This window comes from Paenibacillus sp. RRE4 (genome assembly GCF_031844205.1).
GTDB lineage: Bacteria > Bacillota > Bacilli > Paenibacillales > Paenibacillaceae > Paenibacillus > Paenibacillus xylanexedens_B.
Genome location: NZ_JAUZUT010000001.1, coordinates 623,504 through 643,857, shown reverse-complemented (window position 1 = coordinate 643,857; position 20,354 = coordinate 623,504). Strand labels below are relative to the sequence as shown.

The 20,354-nt window shown below is 47.8% G+C and carries 18 protein-coding genes; 5 read left to right on the top strand and 13 right to left on the bottom strand.

Translation table 11 applies throughout. The features are described from left to right. Positions 1–11: 11 nt before the first annotated feature. The 6 genes from Q9R46_RS02885 to recQ form a co-directional block, all read right to left on the bottom strand. Positions 12–437, bottom strand: a complete 426-nt coding sequence (locus Q9R46_RS02885; protein WP_311278880.1) for a hypothetical protein — start codon at positions 435–437, stop codon at positions 12–14. Between the two features lie 361 nt (positions 438–798). Continuing rightward, positions 799–891, bottom strand: a complete 93-nt coding sequence (gene comI / locus Q9R46_RS02880) for a competence inhibitor ComI (protein WP_007431380.1) — start codon at positions 889–891, stop codon at positions 799–801. A 281-nt stretch (positions 892–1,172) separates the two neighbouring features. Then, positions 1,173–1,709: a tyrosine-type recombinase/integrase gene (locus Q9R46_RS02875; protein ID WP_311278879.1), complete on the bottom strand. Its 537-nt coding sequence runs from the start codon at positions 1,707–1,709 to the stop codon at positions 1,173–1,175. Between the two features lie 81 nt (positions 1,710–1,790). Further along, positions 1,791–2,282, bottom strand: coding sequence for a phage integrase N-terminal SAM-like domain-containing protein (locus Q9R46_RS02870; protein ID WP_311278878.1), 492 nt, complete (start codon positions 2,280–2,282; stop codon positions 1,791–1,793). Between the two features lie 130 nt (positions 2,283–2,412). After that, positions 2,413–4,455 carry a B12-binding domain-containing radical SAM protein gene (locus Q9R46_RS02865; RefSeq protein WP_311278877.1) on the bottom strand — a complete coding sequence of 681 codons (2,043 nt, stop codon included), beginning with the start codon at positions 4,453–4,455 and terminating at the stop codon, positions 2,413–2,415. Between the two features lie 1,411 nt (positions 4,456–5,866). Then, a complete protein-coding gene (gene recQ, locus Q9R46_RS02860) occupies positions 5,867–7,747 on the bottom strand; it encodes a DNA helicase RecQ (protein WP_311278876.1) in 1,881 nt (626 codons plus the stop codon). Between the two features lie 473 nt (positions 7,748–8,220). Between recQ and Q9R46_RS02855 the strand changes: the two genes are divergently transcribed. Beyond that, complete coding sequence (locus Q9R46_RS02855; RefSeq protein ID WP_311278875.1) at positions 8,221–8,745, top strand: DUF5412 family protein; 525 nt, start codon at positions 8,221–8,223, stop codon at positions 8,743–8,745. Positions 8,746–8,990: 245 nt separating this feature from the next. Here the strand turns inward: Q9R46_RS02855 and Q9R46_RS02850 are convergent, their stop codons facing one another. The 6 genes from Q9R46_RS02850 to Q9R46_RS02825 form a co-directional block, all read right to left on the bottom strand. Beyond that, positions 8,991–10,139, bottom strand: coding sequence for a glycosyltransferase family 2 protein (locus Q9R46_RS02850; RefSeq protein ID WP_311278874.1), 1,149 nt, complete (start codon positions 10,137–10,139; stop codon positions 8,991–8,993). A 797-nt stretch (positions 10,140–10,936) separates the two neighbouring features. Next, the gene (locus Q9R46_RS02845) at positions 10,937–11,068 is read right to left on the bottom strand and encodes a hypothetical protein (RefSeq protein ID WP_311278873.1); all 132 of its coding nucleotides are present in this window, start codon (positions 11,066–11,068) and stop codon (positions 10,937–10,939) included. Next, positions 11,055–11,801 carry a class I SAM-dependent methyltransferase gene (locus tag Q9R46_RS02840; RefSeq protein WP_253496195.1) on the bottom strand — a complete coding sequence of 249 codons (747 nt, stop codon included), beginning with the start codon at positions 11,799–11,801 and terminating at the stop codon, positions 11,055–11,057. The genes Q9R46_RS02845 and Q9R46_RS02840 overlap by 14 nt, the downstream gene beginning before the upstream one ends. Beyond that, a complete protein-coding gene (locus tag Q9R46_RS02835; protein WP_311278872.1) occupies positions 11,788–13,674 on the bottom strand; it encodes a nucleotide sugar dehydrogenase in 1,887 nt (628 codons plus the stop codon). The genes Q9R46_RS02840 and Q9R46_RS02835 overlap by 14 nt, the downstream gene beginning before the upstream one ends. Positions 13,675–13,708: 34 nt before the next feature. After that, positions 13,709–14,698 (bottom strand): SDR family NAD(P)-dependent oxidoreductase, encoded by a 990-nt coding sequence (locus Q9R46_RS02830; RefSeq protein ID WP_311278871.1) that lies wholly within the window; start codon positions 14,696–14,698, stop codon positions 13,709–13,711. Positions 14,699–14,715: 17 nt separating this feature from the next. Beyond that, on the bottom strand, positions 14,716–15,405 hold the full coding sequence (locus Q9R46_RS02825) for a glycosyltransferase (protein ID WP_145328524.1): 690 nt from the start codon (positions 15,403–15,405) through the stop codon (positions 14,716–14,718). Positions 15,406–15,718: 313 nt separating this feature from the next. Here Q9R46_RS02825 and Q9R46_RS02820 point away from each other — a divergent pair, with 313 nt between their 5' ends. Beyond that, a complete protein-coding gene (locus Q9R46_RS02820) occupies positions 15,719–16,429 on the top strand; it encodes a GT-D fold domain-containing glycosyltransferase (RefSeq protein WP_311278870.1) in 711 nt (236 codons plus the stop codon). Between the two features lie 359 nt (positions 16,430–16,788). Here Q9R46_RS02820 and Q9R46_RS02815 read toward each other — a convergent pair whose 3' ends face one another. Then, a complete protein-coding gene (locus Q9R46_RS02815) occupies positions 16,789–17,196 on the bottom strand; it encodes a hypothetical protein (RefSeq protein WP_145328520.1) in 408 nt (135 codons plus the stop codon). Positions 17,197–17,386: 190 nt separating this feature from the next. Here Q9R46_RS02815 and Q9R46_RS02810 point away from each other — a divergent pair, with 190 nt between their 5' ends. From Q9R46_RS02810 to speD, 3 genes are all read left to right on the top strand, one after another. Further along, on the top strand, positions 17,387–18,529 hold the full coding sequence (locus Q9R46_RS02810; protein WP_311278869.1) for an RluA family pseudouridine synthase: 1,143 nt from the start codon (positions 17,387–17,389) through the stop codon (positions 18,527–18,529). Between the two features lie 82 nt (positions 18,530–18,611). Continuing rightward, positions 18,612–19,190 (top strand): SLOG family protein, encoded by a 579-nt coding sequence (locus Q9R46_RS02805; RefSeq protein WP_311278868.1) that lies wholly within the window; start codon positions 18,612–18,614, stop codon positions 19,188–19,190. Between the two features lie 271 nt (positions 19,191–19,461). After that, on the top strand, positions 19,462–20,277 hold the full coding sequence (gene speD, locus Q9R46_RS02800) for an adenosylmethionine decarboxylase (RefSeq protein ID WP_090917942.1): 816 nt from the start codon (positions 19,462–19,464) through the stop codon (positions 20,275–20,277). Positions 20,278–20,354 lie beyond the last annotated feature (77 nt).

Sequence of the window (20,354 nt, the reverse complement as noted above, 5' to 3'; positions counted from 1 at the left end):
GAGTAATCATACTAAAATTTCTTTCTTATATTTTCATACTTTTCACTTTTTATTTTTAGTGGTTTTATTGGGCTAAGTAAGTCATTTGTCACTTTTGATTTACATTGAGGACATGAATAATTTTTATATTTAGAATTATTAATAGTCATATGTACCAAACGTTTATCTACATCCCAGCATCTTGAGCAATAAGGCGATTTTCTTTCGAGATCTGATTTCTTCCAGTAGGCTTGTAAATCAAAAATTAATGTTTTTTGTGTTCTTGACTTCTTTATCGAATGATTTAAATTTTTAAACGTCTTAGAGATAAAAGTTCTAAATTTCTTGAATCCCAAAATTATAGTTATTCCTAAACCACTAAATATCCATTGTGCATTATCTAATAAGTAATCTATAACAGTTTTAAATATACTATTAAAATCTTTGATCCAATTCATTTTGTTCTCCTTTTTATTTATTTCTGGTCTTTCACATAACGTTTCTGTATTCACGAACCCCAAAGGAGTTGTCTGCTGAAATGCTTCCTCGAAATCCATCTGGCAGACCAAGGCTCCGAAGGAGCCACAGCGTAAATATTATGTTATATGATGGAAATGCTTCTTCGAGATTGCTTACTATTCTGCTCTTTATCATTGTTCTCTTTATTTTGATTCATCTTTTCAAATGTGTTATCATATTATCAATAAAGACCAAGTGCTGCGAACACTTGGTCAATACAATTGGCTTGGATGGTTAATCCCTTCTTAAGTCAAGTTAGGACGAAAACCCACCTTCGGCTGTCAACCTTGGGGTGGGTTTTTACTTTCTCTTGTTGTTATTGATGTACGTTAAAAGTGCAAGAATGAATGTTCCGAATAACAGCATTAGAGTCATCGCATCTTTCACTTCCATGGTCTCACCTCCTTTCGAAGGGAAACCATACCCACCCAAGATTCAATTGTATCTATATTTTACCTGTTCTTACATCTGCGCACAAGTGTTCTTATCTGTTTCTTTCATTTTCCCTTTTCTCTTTTCTCTTTGTTCATCCATCATTTCTATCATATAACATCTAATTTATGTACTTCGTAAATACCACACATTAAAGATAATATCTGAACTACGTATATGATAACCTATGAAGCCATATATGCGAAGAAAAATTTGGTGAAAAAGGGAGAAGTTTGAGATACTCAATCTCCCATATCCATACGATCCAGCGGGCTCTGAATACGCTGAATATTTTTCGTGCTCACGTGCGTATATCGCTGTGTTGTTTGTGCACTCGTATGACCAAGAAGCTCCTGAATATAACGCAGGTCCGTTCCGTTTTCCAGCAAATGCGTGGCGAAAGAATGCCGCAAAGCATGAATACTGCACTTTTTCTCAATACTTGCTCGTTGTCTGGCTTCTTCAAAAACCTTTTGTACACTACGCTCGGTAATATGTCGATCTGAAGATTGTCCCGGAAACAACCAACGATCGGGTTTATATTCGGCGATGTACTTCTGTACAATCTCCCAAGCAAGATGGGTTAGAAGAGTTCTCCGATCCTTTTGACCTTTTCCCTGCCTTACGATAATAGTCTGACGCTCAATATCCAGATCGCTATAGCGTAGACGAACGACTTCGCTTACACGGAGCCCTGCCGAATAGGTTAGATAAAGAATTGTCTTGTGCTTGAGATTAGTCACAGCTTTCAGCAATTGGGTGACTTCTGTTTCGGACATGACATTGGGCAACTTCGTTTGCTTTTTGGGACGTATATACTGAATTTCAGCAGGATGATGGAGCACATGTTTACAATAGAATCAAATCGCACTGATCGTCTGATTTACACTGGAATGGGAGACTCCTCGCTCAAGTAAACTTAAACAATAAGTTTGGACATGAGACGCGCTGATCCCGTTGTTGATCTGAGGAAGACTGGCCACAAATCGTTCAATCTGATTACAATATGCTTTAATCGTTTTACGACTGTATCCTCTTAATTTCAGAGCTTGCTGCAATTGATCTCTTTTCCATTGTGTTTGCTCTCCACTTAACTTCCACTTTCTCAATATGTCGCTCTCCACCCACAACTCCGGGGATATCTCTACATCTAGCGCATCAAAATGCTTTGTAAACTCTTGAAGAGATGCATCTGAGTAAGGGATGATCCAGCGTTTCGTATCAGTCTCCCACCTTCTCCCTGTTACCTGACGAATGCGCTGAATGTGCACCGTATTATATGGAATTTGCACATATAATGTATCAGCAGAACCTTTGGTTAGTATGATGGTGTTATCTGCTTTATCTTTCATAAAAACTCTCCCTTCAGTGAACTAGATATGTGAGTTCTATTGAATTTAGAAAATAAAAAAAGGAAGATCATCTTCATCCCGTAAGGGAATCCAATGATCTTCCGATGCTTTCGGAAATATGGCGCTGCACCTACATGGCAGCGGCTTCTTCTCCCAGCGGCAGCGTGTAATACTGCGCCTGCTGGTCTTCGTGCTGCTGGTATACCACGACCAGCAGCGTTTGGCCTTTCGCGGCAAGCGGGCTGGCGCCAGCTAGCACACGCTCAAGCCGGAACGGAAGCACGTCCAATACGGCGTGCTTCTGCAGTTCCTTTTCGCCGAGTCGCAGATCGGCGAAAGCACGGGCACCCATGACCGTCTGTGCGGTCATGGCCGAGGTCATCGGCAACGCACGCGAAGCGTTGCCGTGCCCCATGTCCGCCGCTCCATCCGCGGCGGACTCCACTGCGTCGCGCGCTGCAAGCGACGCAACATCCCCGGCATGGCTGCCGATCACACCCGCCGCATCCGCGGCAGTGTCCTCTTCGGCAGCCGCCGAAGTTCCCGCAGCAGCCGTTCCACTCGCGCCGCTGCTTTCCAGCCAAGCCGAGCCAGAGGCACCGGCAACACGCGGCAATCGAACGTCCTCTGGACGTTCAGCCAACGTTTTCATATAGCCTGCCCATTGATCTTTCTGGAGCACATCGTCCCACCAGATTTTACGCGGCTTGTACTTATGTCCCAGGAAATAATCCAGCTTCATCAGACCCAGCACAATATCCATATGCGGCGTGTTCCGCGACTCTAGGAAGCTATGCAGACGAGTAAACAAATCCTCTAGCTGATGCCCGATCTTCTGCCAGCCCTGACCCTCCCAGTAATCGCCAAAGGCCTGAAAGAAATCAAACGGTGAATCAAACTCCTGCTCCATCAAATACTTCAACGTATGATCCATCCGGTGTGCGTTCCAGTATTTCTCCAGCACATCCTCCAGGCGTTTCAGGCGAACGATTTCGCTGAACGGCAACACGTCACTGCCCAAAATCTCATACGGAGCGTGATCCATATACGTATAATTGTACTTTTCCGCATCCAGACGAAGTCCCGTACCACGAAGCATTTTGAGGAATCCGAGCTGTAACTCTTCCGGCCCCAAAGCAAACACATCGTTAAACGTCTTGCGGAACGTATTATAATCTTCCTCCGGTAGTCCTGCGATCAGATCCAAATGCTGGTCGATCTTGCCGCTGGCTTTGACTTTATTCACCGTACGACTCAGCTTGGCGAAGTTCTGGCGGCGTTTCACCAGTTCATTCGTCGGATCATTCGTGGACTGCACTCCGATTTCGAAGCGGAACGTACCCGGCGGCGCATTCTCTGCCAAATAGTCGAGCACCTCAGGACGCATGATGTCAGCCGTGATTTCAAACTGAAACACCGTTCCCTGATGATTCTCGATCAAAAACTTAAACATCTCCATCGCATAATCCCGTTTAATGTTAAACGTCCGATCCACAAACTTGATAAGCTTCGCACCCTTTTCGATCAAGTATAGAATGTCCGACTTCGTCCGCTCGATATCGTAATACCGCACGCCGACCTCAATACTGGAAAGACAGAACTGACAGCTAAACGGACAACCCCGGCTGGTCTCAAAATAAACAACCCGCTTCCCGAGATCCGGGATATCCTCTTCGAAACGATGCGGCGACGGCAGATCATTCAAGTCCGCTTTCGGGCGTCCTGGCATGAGAATAACTTCTTCCCCTTTGCGATACGCCAGTCCATACACAAAATGAAACTTCTTACTGCCCTCAAGCTCCGTCAAAAGCTGATGCAACGTCTCTTCCCCTTCACCCATGACGATAAAATCGACATTTGGAATCCGGTTCATCCAATATTCGGTGTCGTAGGATACCTCCGGCCCGCCCAGCAAAATTTTCACGTCAGGCATAACCTTTTTCAAATTATCAATCACCTTGATCGTCTCTTCAATGTTCCAGATGTAACACGAAAACCCAATGACATCCGCACCGCGCTGGTACAGATCCGACACAATATTCATGACCGGGTCTTTGATCGTATACTCCGCCAGCTCAATATCAAAATCCTTCTCACTGTACGCCTTCAAACACCGTAGCGCCAGCGAGGTATGGATGTACTTTGCATTCAAAGTCGACAAAATTACCTTCATGGTTCACAACCTTTGCCTGGACACCCAGACCATATATTTTTTTGGGAAAAGTAAAGCTCCACAGCCATCCTTCCCCGGATGCTGTTCAGACAAACCTCTAATGCAACTCCGAGCCTTATCTCTAGCCACACTTGCACAACAACTCTCACCAGTATCCGCGTCAGCACGCGCGTCACGCACCAGCACACCCCCGGAATCTATCAACAAGATCTATTAACAAGATTTATTAACTAGTCCGTATGCTAACCGTCCGCGTCTCATAAACAACCCTCATGTCTTCGAAAGAGCGGACACCTCTTTTAAAAGAATACACACCTTCGCCCGACTAAAAACAAGATCTATTAACCAGTCCCTATGCTATAACCGTCCATGTCTCATAAACAAATCCACAATTTGTCTTTCAAAGAGTAGACACCTCTTTTAAAAATACATACTCTCTCCGCCCAAATATAGACACAATATATAGACTTAAACTCCCTTAAAACAACTATATACTGTGCCAACACTCGTTAGCAATTTTAACGTCCATGTCCACCCTTTGGAAGACATTCTCGCCCATTTTGTCTACTCTGAAAGGACGCAGTTCATGAGATACATGTATTACTTTTTGAATTCGTTTCTATTCTGAGCTTGGCTCTGATCCTGTTACTGGTTCTAATTCTAGTTGTGTTTCTTGTTGTGTTTCTTGTTCTGTCCTGTTCTTGATCCCGTTGTGCTTCTTCTTGTGATCCTTCTTCTAGTTGTGCTTCCGGTTCTGCTTCTGATCTAGTTTCTGATTCTGAACTATATAAGTAGAACTGATGAACGTACACAATCCACTCCAATATTGCTCATCCATCCATGCACATTAGTCAAATATCACCCACCGCCTGTGGCTAGTGCATGTCTGTCACCCTCTACTGCGAGCGCTAACGATCAGGAGAAGTCTTATTTCAGCATATTCGGGCTTTGGAAAATTCTAACGATTCCCAGAGACGCTATTCTGCTGAAATCAGCTTGATCAGACTCGTTTTTCAGGATTTTGAATAAAATAAGCTTCCTGGAGATCGTTAGATTTCAAATGTCCCCGAATCAGGGCAAATAAGCTCCGTGGTGATCGTTAGCTTTCCAGCTTCGATGAGTAGCCTGCCAAGGCTGGTATTATTGCCCGATTACAGCGTTATTTAGATCATGGACAGTTAATCGAAAGTCGTTCCTTTGTTTCAATCTAAATAGTTTCTGATTCTGATTTCTCCCATAACTCTATCTGTATTTAATTTCTATCTCTCAGCTCAGTATGATCTCTATCCCCTAGAACAAAGTCTGGTTCTGGTTCTGCTTATAGGTTTAGTATTAGGCTTCAGTCACTGATCAGATATCACTTGTCTCTTGTCATTTATCCTCATTACTCATGACATATCACTATCATATATCACTCATATTCGTAAAAAGCATCATCGTCCGTGTCCACTTCTTCACCCGACTGCTTCTGGAAGAATTCCAGGAACGGCAGACCGTACTTGCGGTACTTGACCTCACCGACCCCTTTAATGGTCAGCATGTCACGTTCTGTCTTCGGACATACCACACTCATCTCGCGCAAGGTGGCATCGTTAAAGATAATATAGGATGGCACATGTTCTTTGGCAGCCAGATCACGGCGGATCAGGCGTAGCTGTTCAAACACGGTTTCGTTCACAGCCGATGGCATTGTATCACGTCCGCGGCGTCCGCCGTAGTTCGTACCGGAAGCTGTAGCTGCTGTTTTCCGTACGACACGCTGCATGACTTCACGTTGACCTTTTAGCACTTCCACCGCCAGCGGCTGCAAACGAACCACTGGATATTGGCCCTCGGACAACATCAGGTAACCTTCGGATACCATCACGTTGATAATCTCGGCAATTTCACGCTCTGTGCGATTGCCCATGACACCATATGTCGGCAAGGAATCGAAGCCGTAGTCCAGCACTTTTTTGGCACGTGAACCTTTGAGTACCGAAGCGACCAGCGATACCCCGTAGCGTTCACGCATGCGGTGAATGCAGCTGAATATTTTTTGCGCATCAATGGTCATATCCACCAGTTCACGGTCGTCTGTACAGGAACTGCAAATGCCACATGGCTTGTCCTCGTGCACTTCACCGAAATAATCCAGTTGCGCACTGCGCAAACAACGAGTGGTGTAACAGTAATCGACCATCTGTTGCAGTTTGCGGTAATCGTTCGCCTTGCGGTCACCCTCCATTGGATTCTGCTCGATCAGGAATTTTTGGGTGATAATGTCCTGTGCTCCGAAAAGCAAAATACACTGACTCGGCTCGCCGTCCCGTCCTGCACGTCCGGCTTCCTGAACGTATGCCTCCATATTTTTCGGCATGCTGTAGTGAAGCACGTAACGAACGTTGGACTTGTCAATCCCCATTCCGAACGCGTTGGTTGCAACCATCACGCGAATATCATCGTACAAAAACTGCTCTTGGCTCTGCGCCCGCTCATCGTCCGTCATGCCCGCATGATATCGTCCTGCCGGCAAACCAGCCTGCAACAAACGCTGATGCAGATCGTCCACGTCCTTACGGGTCGCGGCGTATACAATACCTGGCTCGCTGGCATGCTCGCGCGCGTAGTTCAAGACAAAATCCTTTTTGCTCTCGCCGCGCAGCACGCTAAACGCGAGATTATCTCGCCCAAGTCCGGTCACATACGTCTGCGGGTCCTGCAGATGCAGCAGCCGCAGAATATCGCCCATGACCTCGGGCGTCGCCGTCGCCGTAAAGGCCGCTACCACCGGCCGCTCCGGCAAACTGTCCACAAACGGCGCTACCGCCAGGTAGCTTGTCCGAAAATCATGGCCCCACTGTGACACACAGTGGGCCTCATCCACTGCCACGCACGAGATTGGCAGTTGCCCCATCTCATCGCGGAACCAGTCCAGCTCCAGTCGCTCCGGCGCGACGTAGAGCAACTTCAGCTCACCGCGCTGCGCCGCGCGGATGCGCTCATTCACTTCTCTGCCGCTTAACGTACTATTAATGTAAGCGGCGGCAATGCCTGCAGTCGTCAGCGCATCGACCTGGTCTTTCATCAACGAGATTAACGGGGAGACGACCAGCGTCAGCCCCGGATATAACAAAGCGGGAATCTGGTAACAGATTGACTTCCCGCCTCCGGTTGGCATAATCCCCAGCGTATCCTCGTATTCGAGCAGGCTGGAAACGATCTTTTTTTGACCCTCACGAAAATCGGGATAACCATAATATTTTTGCAGGAGACCCTGCGCTTCTTCTAAAGTAGGTGCTTGCACACTCATGTAAAGACTCCTTACTTGTCACCGGTGTTCCTGCACCGGCTTGGTTCGATCCGATTCTGACATCCAAATGCGGCAACAGCGCCGCATCCTTGACAACAAAATGGCGTTCTCATGACTTGTCCGTCAAGCAAAACGCCGCTCCCTTTAGTTTAACGGGCACAGCCCGAATGAGCAACCGCGTTTTAATGTAAAAACGGTTGACCCTTCTCAAACGCAAGTCAAACAGCCGCATTTTATAACAAATCATTTGGTTTAATTTAATTGATTTGTAATCTATACAATACTCACTATGATATGATCAGGAATGAAAATAACAATGAAGCTTTACGAATCAAGGTACGATCGTTGCTCAATGATTAATTACTCCTTTCTTATTTATGTCTTTATTTCTTTTTCCGGTTTCTAAAGTTTCGGTTCCAATTTCTAAATTTCTTGTTCCAACTTCTATGCTGCTAGGGAGGTTACCTGATTCCATGGAACATTCCGATCAATCCCAGTTCAAATCCAAATCCATATTGCCGCGCAAACCTTGGATTCGCAGGCATCCTGTTTCTTCAATATTTATTCTTATGTTTGTATTGCCCACCGTTGCTTTGATGCTTTTCTTTACGCTTCGTCCGTACCTTTCCACATTTGACCGTTCGGGTGAGGGCGATCTGAACTCTTCCATGTCATCCCCAAATGGGGAATACACGGCCGAGCTATACGGTGTTCCCTATGGCGGCGCAGCAGGCGGGGTGACGATCTGGGTCGACGTGAGGAAAACAGCGGATGCGAAAGCTTCGAATGCCAAAAGCATCTATCGTGCAGAGTATCATGGCGGAAATCACCTCGAATGGGAAAGTGACAATACCCTACGCATCGAAAACTGGAGCGAGTATAGTAACGAAACGGTTACCTTGAATATAGATGAAGAAATTTATGATGGTTGGGGCTGGGCTTGTACAAGTTTGCGCACAAAAAATCAGTATGTCCGATGCTTGGCGCCTGAATCGTGAGCAACGATAAGAACCCGTTAACCGCTTTTCTCGGTTTAACGGGCTTCTTTGTATTGTCGGTATTCGTAAGAAGAATACCGCTGTACAATCAAATTAAATTTTTTTATGTTCGGGAAGTGCTCTTTGAGTTACTTTGGAGTTGCTTTGGAGTTGCTTTGGAAATGCTTCACTTTACAAAGAATTTAATGTCACAACCCTACTTCTCTCTTTTTCACCTTCTGTTTCAATCTTGATTTTTACGAGTGCTATTCTTCTCTCTCTTTCCTCTGTTTGCGAATCACGGCTTCGAGTTTCTCCCGGTTGCCAACCAAACCTGGATCATTCGGCAGATACTTGCGAGCTTTCGTGTTATGCAAAAGCGCCTGCTCCCAGTTGCCCAGATGAGCATAACAGAGTGAGAGCCGGGCATGCGGCAGCCACGTTCGGCAAGCAGCCGGTACAGGGCGCAGCCCCGGATCACGGCTGCTTACATCCACCGCCTGCATATACCAATAGATGGCGGTGACGATCTCTTGCCGCTCATGGAAACAGGCGGCAATGGCGCAGCAAAAATCGGCATGCGGCAAGTCGTACTGGAACGACTGCAGCAATGCGCCCAGCTTACGGCCCGGCTCGCCAAGCCGCTCATAACATTCCGCCAGCCTAGCGCAGGCAATGAGCCGATCTTCGCGGTAACCGCTCGGCTGCTCCAGCAGCTTGGCGTAACCACGTGCCGCCGCCGCATAGCGCTGGCGGTCATAACATTCGCCTGCATAGTAGAACAGCAGGCGTCCCTGGGCTATGCCCTCTTCGGCAATCCATTTGCGCAGAATGCGCACGTTTCGCGCCGAATGATTGCCCGCCTCGCGGCGATGAGTGACGGCAATATCTGCCGTAATGACCTCGCCTTGCGGGAAGCGCAGCTGCTCGTGTAGCCGGCCATGCCAGCGGCAACCGGCATCCCGCTTGACCAAGCGAAGCCTGCGGTCCGCCACTAGCGGACTTCCCTCCGGCCCCTCGGCCAGCGTATAGCTCATAATCACACCCGCCGTCTTACCTCCGGACGGCAGCTGCTCCTTCAACATCGCAAACTTCGCCCGTTCCCCGGGCAACAGCACATCATCCGCATCGAGCCACAATATATACTCCTGCGTAGCACGAGCGAATGACTCATTCCGTGCTGCGGCAAAGTCTTCATCCCACGTAGACGTATAGACCCGGTCGGTATACTTTGCAGCGATGTCCATCGTTCGATCGGACGACCCCGTATCCAGAATGATAATCTCATCCATAAGGTCAGCCACCGATTCAAGACACCGTGCCAGCGTGCGTTCTTCGTTTTTCACAATCATGCACAAACTGATGGTGATCACGTTTTGAGCCCCTTCCTGCCTCACGAGTGCTGATTCACACAACCAAAGACATTAAGTAACTTCTAAAAGATCTAAAATTTCTAACGATCACAGATGACGCTATTTAGCACATTTCAGCGCTTTTGAAAATCTAACGGTCACAGATGAGCCTATTTTTGTATTTCAGGCCTACATTTGAGGGAAATCACTGAATTTAAGGCAAATAACGTCGCTGGTGATCGTTAGAATTCTGTGAGCATCAAAATGACCTAAATAAGGCTTCTGGTGATCGTTAGAAAAACTTGCCTCATTATACGCTGTATATTCTATAGTAATTTCTACTTGTACTGGTATTGATAGCATTGCTAATGCTGCTGACTGTAGGTGTCGGTGGTACTCATCCTATGGCTCAGTCGCTGATAGTCGTACTTGAGTCAGCACAATTACTGTTTTGTATAGTGTGCGGGGTTAAGGTTAGTGGTTTGTTTGGTTTGTGTTCCTTTAGCTAGTGCTGTTTGGTTGCTAGTTCCGTAGTGTTGATGTGTTTGCGATATTGCTAATGGTGTCGATGGTCTACATGCTAGTGGCACAGTTGCTGTTGTTAGGCTTGGTTTCGTGGTTAATGTTGATGTTCACGATTAGAGTTGTGTACAGTGTCCGTTTCGCTTGTGTAGTCTCTGATAGTGGTCATTGAGTTAGAGCAGTTACTTTTTTTCTAAAGTGTGCGGTAAGGTTAGTGCTTGTGTAGTTAGTCTTTGCAGCTAGTGTTCGTGTGCTGGTGCCATACTCTCACTGTGAACGCGGTTTTGTTACTGGTGTCACGGTTCCACATGCTAATGGTACAGTTACTGATATCAGGTTTAAATTAGTGGTGTTGGTGTTGGTGTTGGTGTTGGTGTTGGTGTTGGTGTTGGTGTTGGTGTTGGTGTTGGTGTTGGTGTTGGTGTTGGTGTTGGTGTTACGACAATGCTTCTCCGCTTACCCTTCCTCATTCTCCTGACGACGCAGCCGTTTCAGCTGATCCACCGCACTGTCCAGCGCTTTTTTACGCTGTTTCATGGAGCGTAGATGTTGCTGCTCCACCTCTTCAAAATGGGTATGGTCCAGCTTCATCCAGTCCAGCACCTGGTTCAGAGGTGGTTTTACGTCGAGCTGTATTTTCTGGCGTTTGCGCGCCACACAACATAGATATTTATGATGAACTTCCAGTTTCAATACTTCAAAATACGGTAATAAACACATCGCCAGATTACTTGCATAGAACGTCTGTTTATGATCATAGAATGGATGATAGCCATAAGGAACAGTCACGATGAGTGTGCCTTCCTCCCCGAGCAGTCGATGGATCTGCAACAGCAGTGTCTCAGGATGCGCAAAATGTTCCAGCACTTCCCCTAGCAGGACAGTGTCAAACGTAGTTCTCGCCTTCCATTGCGTGATGTCCAGCATGCGGAAATCGACATGGTTGCGGACGGGCTTGGATTCTTTAGCCAGCTCCTCTTGCGCATAGCGGATACTTTCTTCCTCCAAATCCACGCCTGTCACCCGAAAGCCTTCACGCCCCAGCAAAATAGACGTAATTCCCTGGCTGCATCCCACATCCAAAATACGTTTGCCTGTGGTCTCCCGGCACATCCAGTGCACACGGGTCCTTGTCGCTTCATGAGAATCTTCGGAATTAATCTCTCCGTAATAACGCTCGTTCACCCGATCATGATTCGCCATAGCCATCTCCCGTTTTTCCTTGCATTTTTTTCAAGTCTCGATCCGCCCAAGCATCGTCTTGGATTTCATGCGATTCACCGTTCTCTTTCTCTGCACCTTCACCCGAGGTAACGCCCTCGCGTTTCGTACCCGGATAACTTTCATTTTGTCCTTTTACGTCTGCCCCTGTTGAATCTTTCTCTCTCGTGGCCTGGCCGCTGTTACTATGACCTTTCAATCCTGACGCTTCATGCTCTGTATCTTGAAAATCCTCTTTCTCCATCCCCTGTTCCTCATGCTCTACAGCAAGTTCAGCAAGTTCAGCATCTTCCACAACTTCTGCATATTCCACATGTTTCTCATGGCCTGCATGTTTTAGATGTTCTGATTGCACACCCTTTTCCCCTTCATTACTCTTCTCCTGTTCCAAGCTGTGTGCTGTCCCGTTGCCTTGTCGCTCCGGCTGACCGAGCACAACGATGTTGTCTCCGCTGCATCCGGCCGTGGCGTTACGTGTATCAAAAATCAGCGGTGCATGATCCGCCATCTCCTGGTAATCAAACGCAGAGTGGTCTGTCGTGATAATCACCAGGTCGGCCCATGTCCACAATTCAGGCGAAGCTGGCCGGGACTGGAGCATGGAACCATCATCTTGACGGAATACGGGCACCATCGGATCGGTGAAAACAACGTCGGCACCCGCTACGCTCAGTAGCCGAAAGACGTCGAGCGCCGGGGATTCGCGCAGGTCGTCAATGTCTTTTTTGTACGCCATACCCGCCAGTACCACGCGAGCGCCGCGAATAGAACGGCCACGTTGCTCCAGCAGAGCTGTTGCACGCTGAACCACATGCTCCGGCATCTGCCTGTTCGTCGCATCTGCAAGCTCAATGAACCGTAGCTCCGATCCCTGGCGATTGGCCGCCCAGGACAGATAGATCGGATCAATCGGAATGCAGTGCCCGCCAATGCCCGGCCCAGGATAAAATGGCATATATCCAAACGGCTTCGTTGCCGCTGCCTGTAACACTTCCCATATATCCACGCCCATCTGCTCACAGGCCGGGGTTAACTCATTAACCAGCGCAATGTTTACGCTGCGGAACGTATTTTCGAACAGTTTCGCTGTCTCGGCAACCGTTGTCGAGCTAACAGGCACGACTTCGTTCAGAAACGAGCCGTAGAATTGTGTTCCATAATTCAGACATGCGGGAGTCGATCCGCCGATGATTTTCGGTGTATTTTTCACACCATAATGCACACTGCCCGGATCAACTCGCTCCGGAGAATAACAGACATAGAAATGTTCACCCGCAGTCCAGCCGCGCGCTGCTTCTACGGGCTGTTTCACATGCTCTTCCGTTGTGCCTGGATATGTCGTGCTCTCTAGAATGACCAGGCTACCCAGCTGAAGATAGGGGGTCATGCCCCCTACAGCTGATGAAATATAGGATATATCCGGCTGATGTTTATCCGTTAACGGGGTCGGTACACAGATGACAATGACATCCGCCCCTGCAACTGCTGCATAATCTGTGCCTGCCGTTAATCGATTCGCTTCAAGCAGCGTTTGAAGCACTTCATCTTCAATGCCGATAATATACGAATGGCCTGCGCGGAGCTTTGCCACTTTGCCTGCATCGATATCAATGCCGTGCACCTGATAACCGGACTGTGCCATCTCAACGGCCATCGGCAGTCCCACGTAACCAAGACCGATGACAACAGCCTTCAGGGAGCGGTCATGAATGCATTGAAGCGTGGTCTGCTGTGGCTTCGGGTAGAGTTGCTTCAATCGTTGCTGTTTCCGGCCACGGTGCTCTGCTGGAGTCTGTGCCTGCTTTTCCTTTTCTTCTTGCCCCTTTTCTTCGGGATTCAGGCTGTTCTCACTCATCTCTTCCACCTCCAAACGTTCCGCCTCCCTTCCGTTAGTCGATATATCCTCCTGCACGCAAAAACGCAGCAATCGCCGGTTTGTTCATCATTTCACTGTCAGAGCGATACTGATCAAATTTCACACGCGGCAGATGATCATAATGATTCGTAAGCCCTTGATCGGCATGCTCCGGCAAAATGACATAATACTGCGCATCGTACTGGCGAGTACGCGGTGCTTCAAATGGCGAGATCAGCACTTCGTGCAGCTTCTCTCCGGGACGGATGCCTGTCACTTTGTAATCGCCTGACGGGCGACCTGCCTGTTCCAGCATGACAGAAGCCAGTTCGGTCATATTGCAAGCTTTCATTTTCATGACGAAGGTCTCTCCGCCCACCGCCGCTTCCGCTGCTTTGAGCAATAAATGAATAGCCTCCGTACGGGTCAGGAAAAAGCGAGTCATGCCTTCATCCGTAATGGTCAGGCTTTTGCCTTCATCAATCTGTCTGCGGAACAAAGGTACAACACTGCCGCTTGTGCCCAGAACGTTGCCGCCGCGGATACATACAAACCGGGTGTTCTCGCTCAGCCAGTTGGCACGAATCATCATTTTTTCGCCCAGCGCTTTGGTCATGCCATATACGTTAATCGGATCGACCGCCTTGTCGGTGGATACGTCAATGACTTTTGGAATCCCCATACGGATGGCCGCCCGAATAATATTCTGAGTTCCAATCACATTTGTTTTAAATGCTTCATCCGGCTGATCCTCACAGACCGGAACATGCTTCAGCGCGGCCAGATGAAAGAGCACATCTACGCCTTGGCACGCTTCCTCCACTGCCCGGTAATCCCGAATATCTCCAATGATAAAACGCAGACGCGGATCATGGTTGAACTCCCGCTGCATCGCGATCTGAGCATACTCGTTCCGGGAAAGCAACCGAATCTCCGCCGGATTCTTCGCGAGCAGTACCTCCGTTAGCTTCTGACCCCAGGAGCCAGTTCCTCCGGTGACCAGAATCGTTTGTCCTTGAATCATGGATGAATCCCTCCTGTTCAGATCATAAATTCGCGTAACACCTCAGCCATTTCTTCACGGCTAAGCCGGTCTTTAGGCGGTACCTTTTTGACGGACGTATTGCTGGAATGTACAATGTTGACGTAATTTCGCGGTGCAAGCAGCTCGTGCGGCAAGTCGATCACATTGCCATGCGTGCCTCGGCCGGGAAGTTTGACCCGATAACCTGCGGCATATTCCGCTGTTTTGTAGAGATAGACATAAAATTGCGGTGAGCGATGAAACGCCGGGGCCATCTCGTTGTTCACACTGTCCCACAGATAACCATTCTGGTTAATCAACGCCATCGTTTCTGGCTGAGGCTGTACATCATAGAGCTGCTGCACAAATGTTTTGTGATACAGATCGTCCGAATCCAAACGGGCAATATAGATGTTTTCTACGTCTTTGGCAAACTCCAGAATCGCACGTACACTCTCGATATGGGTTCCAAAACGAATATTCGAAGGCAGCGGCTCCTGGCTCGCCAAAATCTCCTGCATCAGCTCACCGGATTCCTTCGAAAGCTTCACCACTGTCAAGAAATCTTGATTGGTCTGAGCCTTGAGACAATGCAATGTAAATGTGCGAAAAATGGTCATACGGCGCTCCAGCCATTCGCGGGTCAGCCGCTGCGGATCTAACCCGTAGTTATTGAAGTTAATCTCAATCACAACTTTCCTGGACATACCCTTCCTCCTCATGAACGCTGTAAGCCTATATGGCGAGTACAGACGTTTTCATAGTTTTTTTTAGAATGAAATCTCGTATCTACGAAACTCGTTCCTCGCGCTGATCGCCTACACTTCAATTCTCTTAAATGCCAGCACTGTATAACGTATGAACTCCCGAACAATCCGGCACCGACATATGTACTGATTTTCTTATAAATAGATTGATATACACCCCAAGTTATCTCTTGGAGGTCGAACGCACAGATCACGGTTTCTCTCGCGACATAGAATAGAGGAGCTTGATTTTCAAAGGGGGCAGGCATTCGGAATGAATTCTACTTATCTAGAAATGCAAGACGTGCTGGATCAGCTTGAAGCTGCTTTGCAAGAGAAGCGTCCATTCTCACTGGTGCGTGTGGGGGATGGTGAAAATATCGTGATGTCGCAAGAATCCGTATGGCCTATGGAGCAGGTACTCCAAGAGCGCTGGGCAATCAAAGCTAATCTCGGACAAAAGGGGCTGCGGCTTCCCAACCTGAAGATGCGGGACGAGGTCGCTGCTTCGTTGAAAAGAGCCACCATTGTGGGCGTCCTTCCACGTGGAGACAGCACCATCAAGGCTCCGGATTACCTTAAGCGGCCGCTGACCGATATGATCTTTGCTCACTACGGCATCGCGCCTGCGCTGACCTGCCATGCTTGTGTGAATCGTGAACTTGTGCAAGTACCTCGGTTTTGGCAGATGCTTGCTGGCAAACGTGTGTTGCTCGTGACGCGTGAACTGGATGAGTTACAAGCCGCACTCGTTAAGGAGCCTTATCACCTCGACATCGTAAGTACACTGGCTTTTGACAACTATGATCAGATGGATGAGACCTTGCAATGGATTCAAACGCATCAGGAAGACTTTGATGTTGCTCTGTTCTCTTGCGGGGTTAACGCCGTCATACTTGCAGAACGAACAGCAGCGCTGGCAGGTAAAGTCGCTATCGATTTCGGCAAAGCCAATAACATGATTTTGAAAGGGCGCGCCAACTAAGCTCCATCTACTGTTTTCCGTTTTTCTTCATACCCATGATCGATAGCGCCGCTTGTATCTCTGCTTCTTTCTATTTCTTTCTCCTTGCAGGTCATTTTTCTTCAAATCTCTCTCGTATAAATCAATACTCTTACAATTCTGCTTTATCTCAAATTCAAAATCCCCGCCTAACGAGGCGGGGATTTTGAATTATATCTTGATTGCCATGTAGCTGAAACGGGTACAACAAACGTTACTATAAGATTGAATGACATTAAGCATGAATGACATTACATCAAGTGGATCGCAAGCGAGCGAACTTACCCTATTCTTTCTCTAAAGTCTCTCTAACATCTCTCTAAAGTCTATCCCGTTTTCCTTTAGTTGGTCGCGGCAATACCGTAGAACATCTCCGGTCCGGTTCGCACAGCTGTGGATACACCGGAGATGAACGACGTATATACATTTTCAAGCGCTGGTGGTGCAGTCAAGTCCTGAGCTGTGAACGAATGGAACTCGGCACCGCCATTTTGCCCGACCGTACCTTCTGCGCGATAGATGATAAAGAACGGATCATACACAAAACCACGCACAATCTCTACAACAAACGTATCGCCCAGTTCTCCCGTAACACCCACCGTGCCGTTGAAGGTAATGATCGGATTAATGACCCCCTGGGTTTGAAGACCGATTACACCGAAAGGTTCAGGGGATTCGGACAAAGGTAATCCCGGTGCCCCTACGTATCCCGAGTTCTCCGAGGTTCTCATATCGAGAAACACGCCCATGAAGTAACACCTCCAATGCTATGGGATATCATATTCTATGAATCTGACAACTCTTCGGATTGGATGGTCTGCAGATTTGATGAACCTATTTTTAATTCCGCGCGGTTAATGGTATATTGAACTGCATAACGAAATGAACGGATCGTATGCACACAAAGGGTACAAGCTGTTCAGAAGGAGATTGTCATTCATGAATAAACGTAAACGCGCAAGCAACGGTACATCCGCCAAAGGAAAATCATACGGAGGCTCTTCCAAGCCGCGTTCCGGCCGTTCCAACACTTCTTCATCCAAACCGAATCCACCTCGTTCGGGAGAGGATACGAGTAAGGTTTCAGCTTCCCATTCATCCGTGGCGCCTGCAAAAAACGGTGGCAAAGGAAGCAAACCGGCCAAACCGGCTACCGCATCCAAGCGTCCAGGCAATGCATATTATCGCAAGTCCGAACCGCCACGTCAGTACAAGGTAACCGAACCGGATGAACTGCTGAATTTCCTGCTGAAGCATGTGAAGTCAGGACGCAATGCGGTGAAGTCCATTTTGGGACGCGGACAAGTATCGATCGATGAGAAAGTTGTGACGAAGTTTAACGAACCTCTGCTACCCGGACAGACCGTATCCATCAGCAAAGAAGGTGCTGTAGCCGCTCCTTCCCTGACGGGTATTAACATTTTGCATGAAGACGACGACATCATTGTGATTCGCAAGGAAGCCGGACTACTCTCCATCGCGGCTGACAAAAGCGACGATCTGACGGCTTATCGCCAGCTGATGTCACATGTGCGTCGTACCAACGAACTGAATCGGATTTTCATCGTACATCGCCTGGATCGGGACACCTCGGGTGTGATGATGTTTGCCAAAAGTGAAGAGGTGCAGCAGCAGCTGCAAAACAACTGGAAAGAAAATGTACAAGACCGTGTTTATGTCGCACTGGTTGAAGGCGCGGTAGCACAAGAAGAAGGTACGATCTCCTCTTGGCTGAAGGAAACCAAAACGCTCAAGATGTACTCCAGTTCCCGTCCAAACGACGGGCAACATGCGGTGACGCATTATAAACGGCTGAAGTCGAACCGTGAGTTCTCCCTGCTGGAAGTACGTCTGGAGACAGGTCGTAAAAATCAGATACGTGTGCATATGGAAGATCTGGGACATCCGATTGCCGGGGATCGTAAATATGGCGCACGTACAAGAGATCTCGGACGTCTGGGACTCCATGCACGGGTGTTGTCATTTATTCATCCAACGACAGGCAAACTGATGACATTCGAAACGGATATTCCGAAGCCATTCCTGTATCCGTTCCGCGGAGAGTCTACACCTGCACAATAACGTGCTCATACGAAGTCGGACAACCGATTAGGAGACCGAACCTCACGGGTACATTGTCCGTCTGCAAGGAGGTTATCACGTTTTGCAAAACCTGTTCATTACCGGTTACCGCGCACATGAACTACAGATTTTTGGTCAGAAGCATGAGGGCATCCCTTACATTAAAAAAGCCATCGCCTCCCGCCTTACACCTCTTGTGGAGGATGGCTTGGAATGGGTGCTTACCCCAGGTCAATACGGTGTCGATCTGTGGGCCTGCGAGGTTGTTCTTGAATTAAAACAGTTATATCCACATCTGAAACTGTCGATCATTACTGCTTTTCAGAACCCGGAGGAACAATGGAAAGAAGACAAGCAGGAGTACTACCGTTCCATTCTGGCTGGGGTAGACTATTATGGTGCGATTAGCAAACAGCCATACATCGGGCCGTGGCAGTTCACTGCACGGGACGATCTGCTGCTGCGCAAAAGCGATGGTCTACTGCTCGTATATGATGAAGATGCCGGCGAAGGTAGCCCGCGTTTTGTGAAAGAAAAGGCAATCAAAAAACAACAAAACGAGCATTATCCCATCATTACGGTCACTTCCGAGGATATTCAATCTGTCGCGGAGGAAGAACGGATGAATGATTTTTCTTATGATGGGGACATCCCCTTCTAACTTTAGAAGCTGTACGGCAAATTGCTGTGCAGTATTTTTTTGCTTTCTTACTGGACTCCGTGTTTTGAGACTCGACCTGTTTTCAGACTACACTGTGCGACCCGTGAGAAGTTATAACTCAGACTGTGTTAATCGATGCTGAAGTTGAACTCAAGGAGTGCGTCCGCTTGCCACCCATGGGAAACTCATGTTTTTTTTCGGGCAAGGTTGGGTATAAGTAGTATTAAAACTGCGATTTTTATGTCGTATGGGATAAAGGGGAACTGCAACCATGACTTTAACGCCAGAGCAGCGCATCCAGCTGCACGGGTTCAACAACCTGACCAAGTCACTCAGTTTCAATATGTACGATATCTGTTACACCAAGACCAAAGAAGAACGTGAGGCTTACATTGAATATATTGATGAACAATATAACGCAGACCGGCTGACTCATATTTTGAAAAATGTATCGGACATCATCGGCGCACACGTGCTGAATGTCGCTCAGCAGGATTACGTGCCGCAGGGCGCGAGTGTAACCATGCTGGTATCGGAAGGCCCGATCGTTGAGATTCCCGAGGAATCCTTCGATGAATCGCCTGGTCCCCTGCCCGATAACGTGGTCATGCAGCTGGACAAAAGCCATATTACCGTACACACCTATCCCGAATTCCACCCCAGCGAAGGCATCAGCACCTTCCGTGCCGATATCGATGTATCGACCTGTGGTGAGATTTCACCGCTAAAAGCATTGAATTACCTGATTCATTCGTTTGATACGGACATTATGATTATGGATTATCGCGTGCGCGGTTTTACGAGGGATACGAGCGGACGCAAGCTGTTTATTGACCATGAGATCAGTTCGATCCAGAATTATATTCCGGACGAGATCAAAAGCGGCTTTGATATGATTGACGTGAACGTCTATCAGGAGAACATTTTCCACACCAAATGCAAGCTGAAGGAATTCGATCTGGATAATTATCTGTTCGGGTACACCAAGGACAAGCTAAGCAAAGCGGAACAACAGGAGATTACCGAATGGCTTAAGCTGGAGATGGACGAAATTTATTACGGCAAAAATATAGACCGTTCTTCCTAATTGGACAGAGCCATCTGGAATGACCAACCAATCAGAAATGATATGATCATAAATAAAGACAAGTGATTCTGATCCTG

Excerpts from the sequence above, each read along its gene's own strand:
- Q9R46_RS02815 (WP_145328520.1), bottom strand. The coding sequence starts at position 17,196 with ATGGGCGTGTTTCTCGATATGAGAACCTCGGAGAACTCGGGATACGTA.
- Q9R46_RS02855 (WP_311278875.1), top strand. The coding sequence starts at position 8,221 with ATGGAACATTCCGATCAATCCCAGTTCAAATCCAAATCCATATTGCCG.
- Q9R46_RS02810 (WP_311278869.1), top strand. The coding sequence starts at position 17,387 with ATGAATAAACGTAAACGCGCAAGCAACGGTACATCCGCCAAAGGAAAA.
- Q9R46_RS02845 (WP_311278873.1), bottom strand. The coding sequence starts at position 11,068 with ATGAGGAAGGGTAAGCGGAGAAGCATTGTCGTAACACCAACACCAACA.
- Q9R46_RS02840 (WP_253496195.1), bottom strand. The coding sequence starts at position 11,801 with ATGGCGAATCATGATCGGGTGAACGAGCGTTATTACGGAGAGATTAAT.
- Q9R46_RS02830 (WP_311278871.1), bottom strand. The coding sequence starts at position 14,698 with ATGATTCAAGGACAAACGATTCTGGTCACCGGAGGAACTGGCTCCTGG.
- Q9R46_RS02870 (WP_311278878.1), bottom strand. The coding sequence starts at position 2,282 with ATGAAAGATAAAGCAGATAACACCATCATACTAACCAAAGGTTCTGCT.
- Q9R46_RS02875 (WP_311278879.1), bottom strand. The coding sequence starts at position 1,709 with ATGTCCGAAACAGAAGTCACCCAATTGCTGAAAGCTGTGACTAATCTC.
- speD (WP_090917942.1), top strand. The coding sequence starts at position 19,462 with ATGACTTTAACGCCAGAGCAGCGCATCCAGCTGCACGGGTTCAACAAC.
- recQ (WP_311278876.1), bottom strand. The coding sequence starts at position 7,747 with ATGAGTGTGCAAGCACCTACTTTAGAAGAAGCGCAGGGTCTCCTGCAA.
- Q9R46_RS02885 (WP_311278880.1), bottom strand. The coding sequence starts at position 437 with ATGAATTGGATCAAAGATTTTAATAGTATATTTAAAACTGTTATAGAT.
- Q9R46_RS02835 (WP_311278872.1), bottom strand. The coding sequence starts at position 13,674 with ATGAGTGAGAACAGCCTGAATCCCGAAGAAAAGGGGCAAGAAGAAAAG.
- comI (WP_007431380.1), bottom strand. The coding sequence starts at position 891 with ATGGAAGTGAAAGATGCGATGACTCTAATGCTGTTATTCGGAACATTC.
- Q9R46_RS02825 (WP_145328524.1), bottom strand. The coding sequence starts at position 15,405 with ATGTCCAGGAAAGTTGTGATTGAGATTAACTTCAATAACTACGGGTTA.
- Q9R46_RS02865 (WP_311278877.1), bottom strand. The coding sequence starts at position 4,455 with ATGAAGGTAATTTTGTCGACTTTGAATGCAAAGTACATCCATACCTCG.
- Q9R46_RS02820 (WP_311278870.1), top strand. The coding sequence starts at position 15,719 with ATGAATTCTACTTATCTAGAAATGCAAGACGTGCTGGATCAGCTTGAA.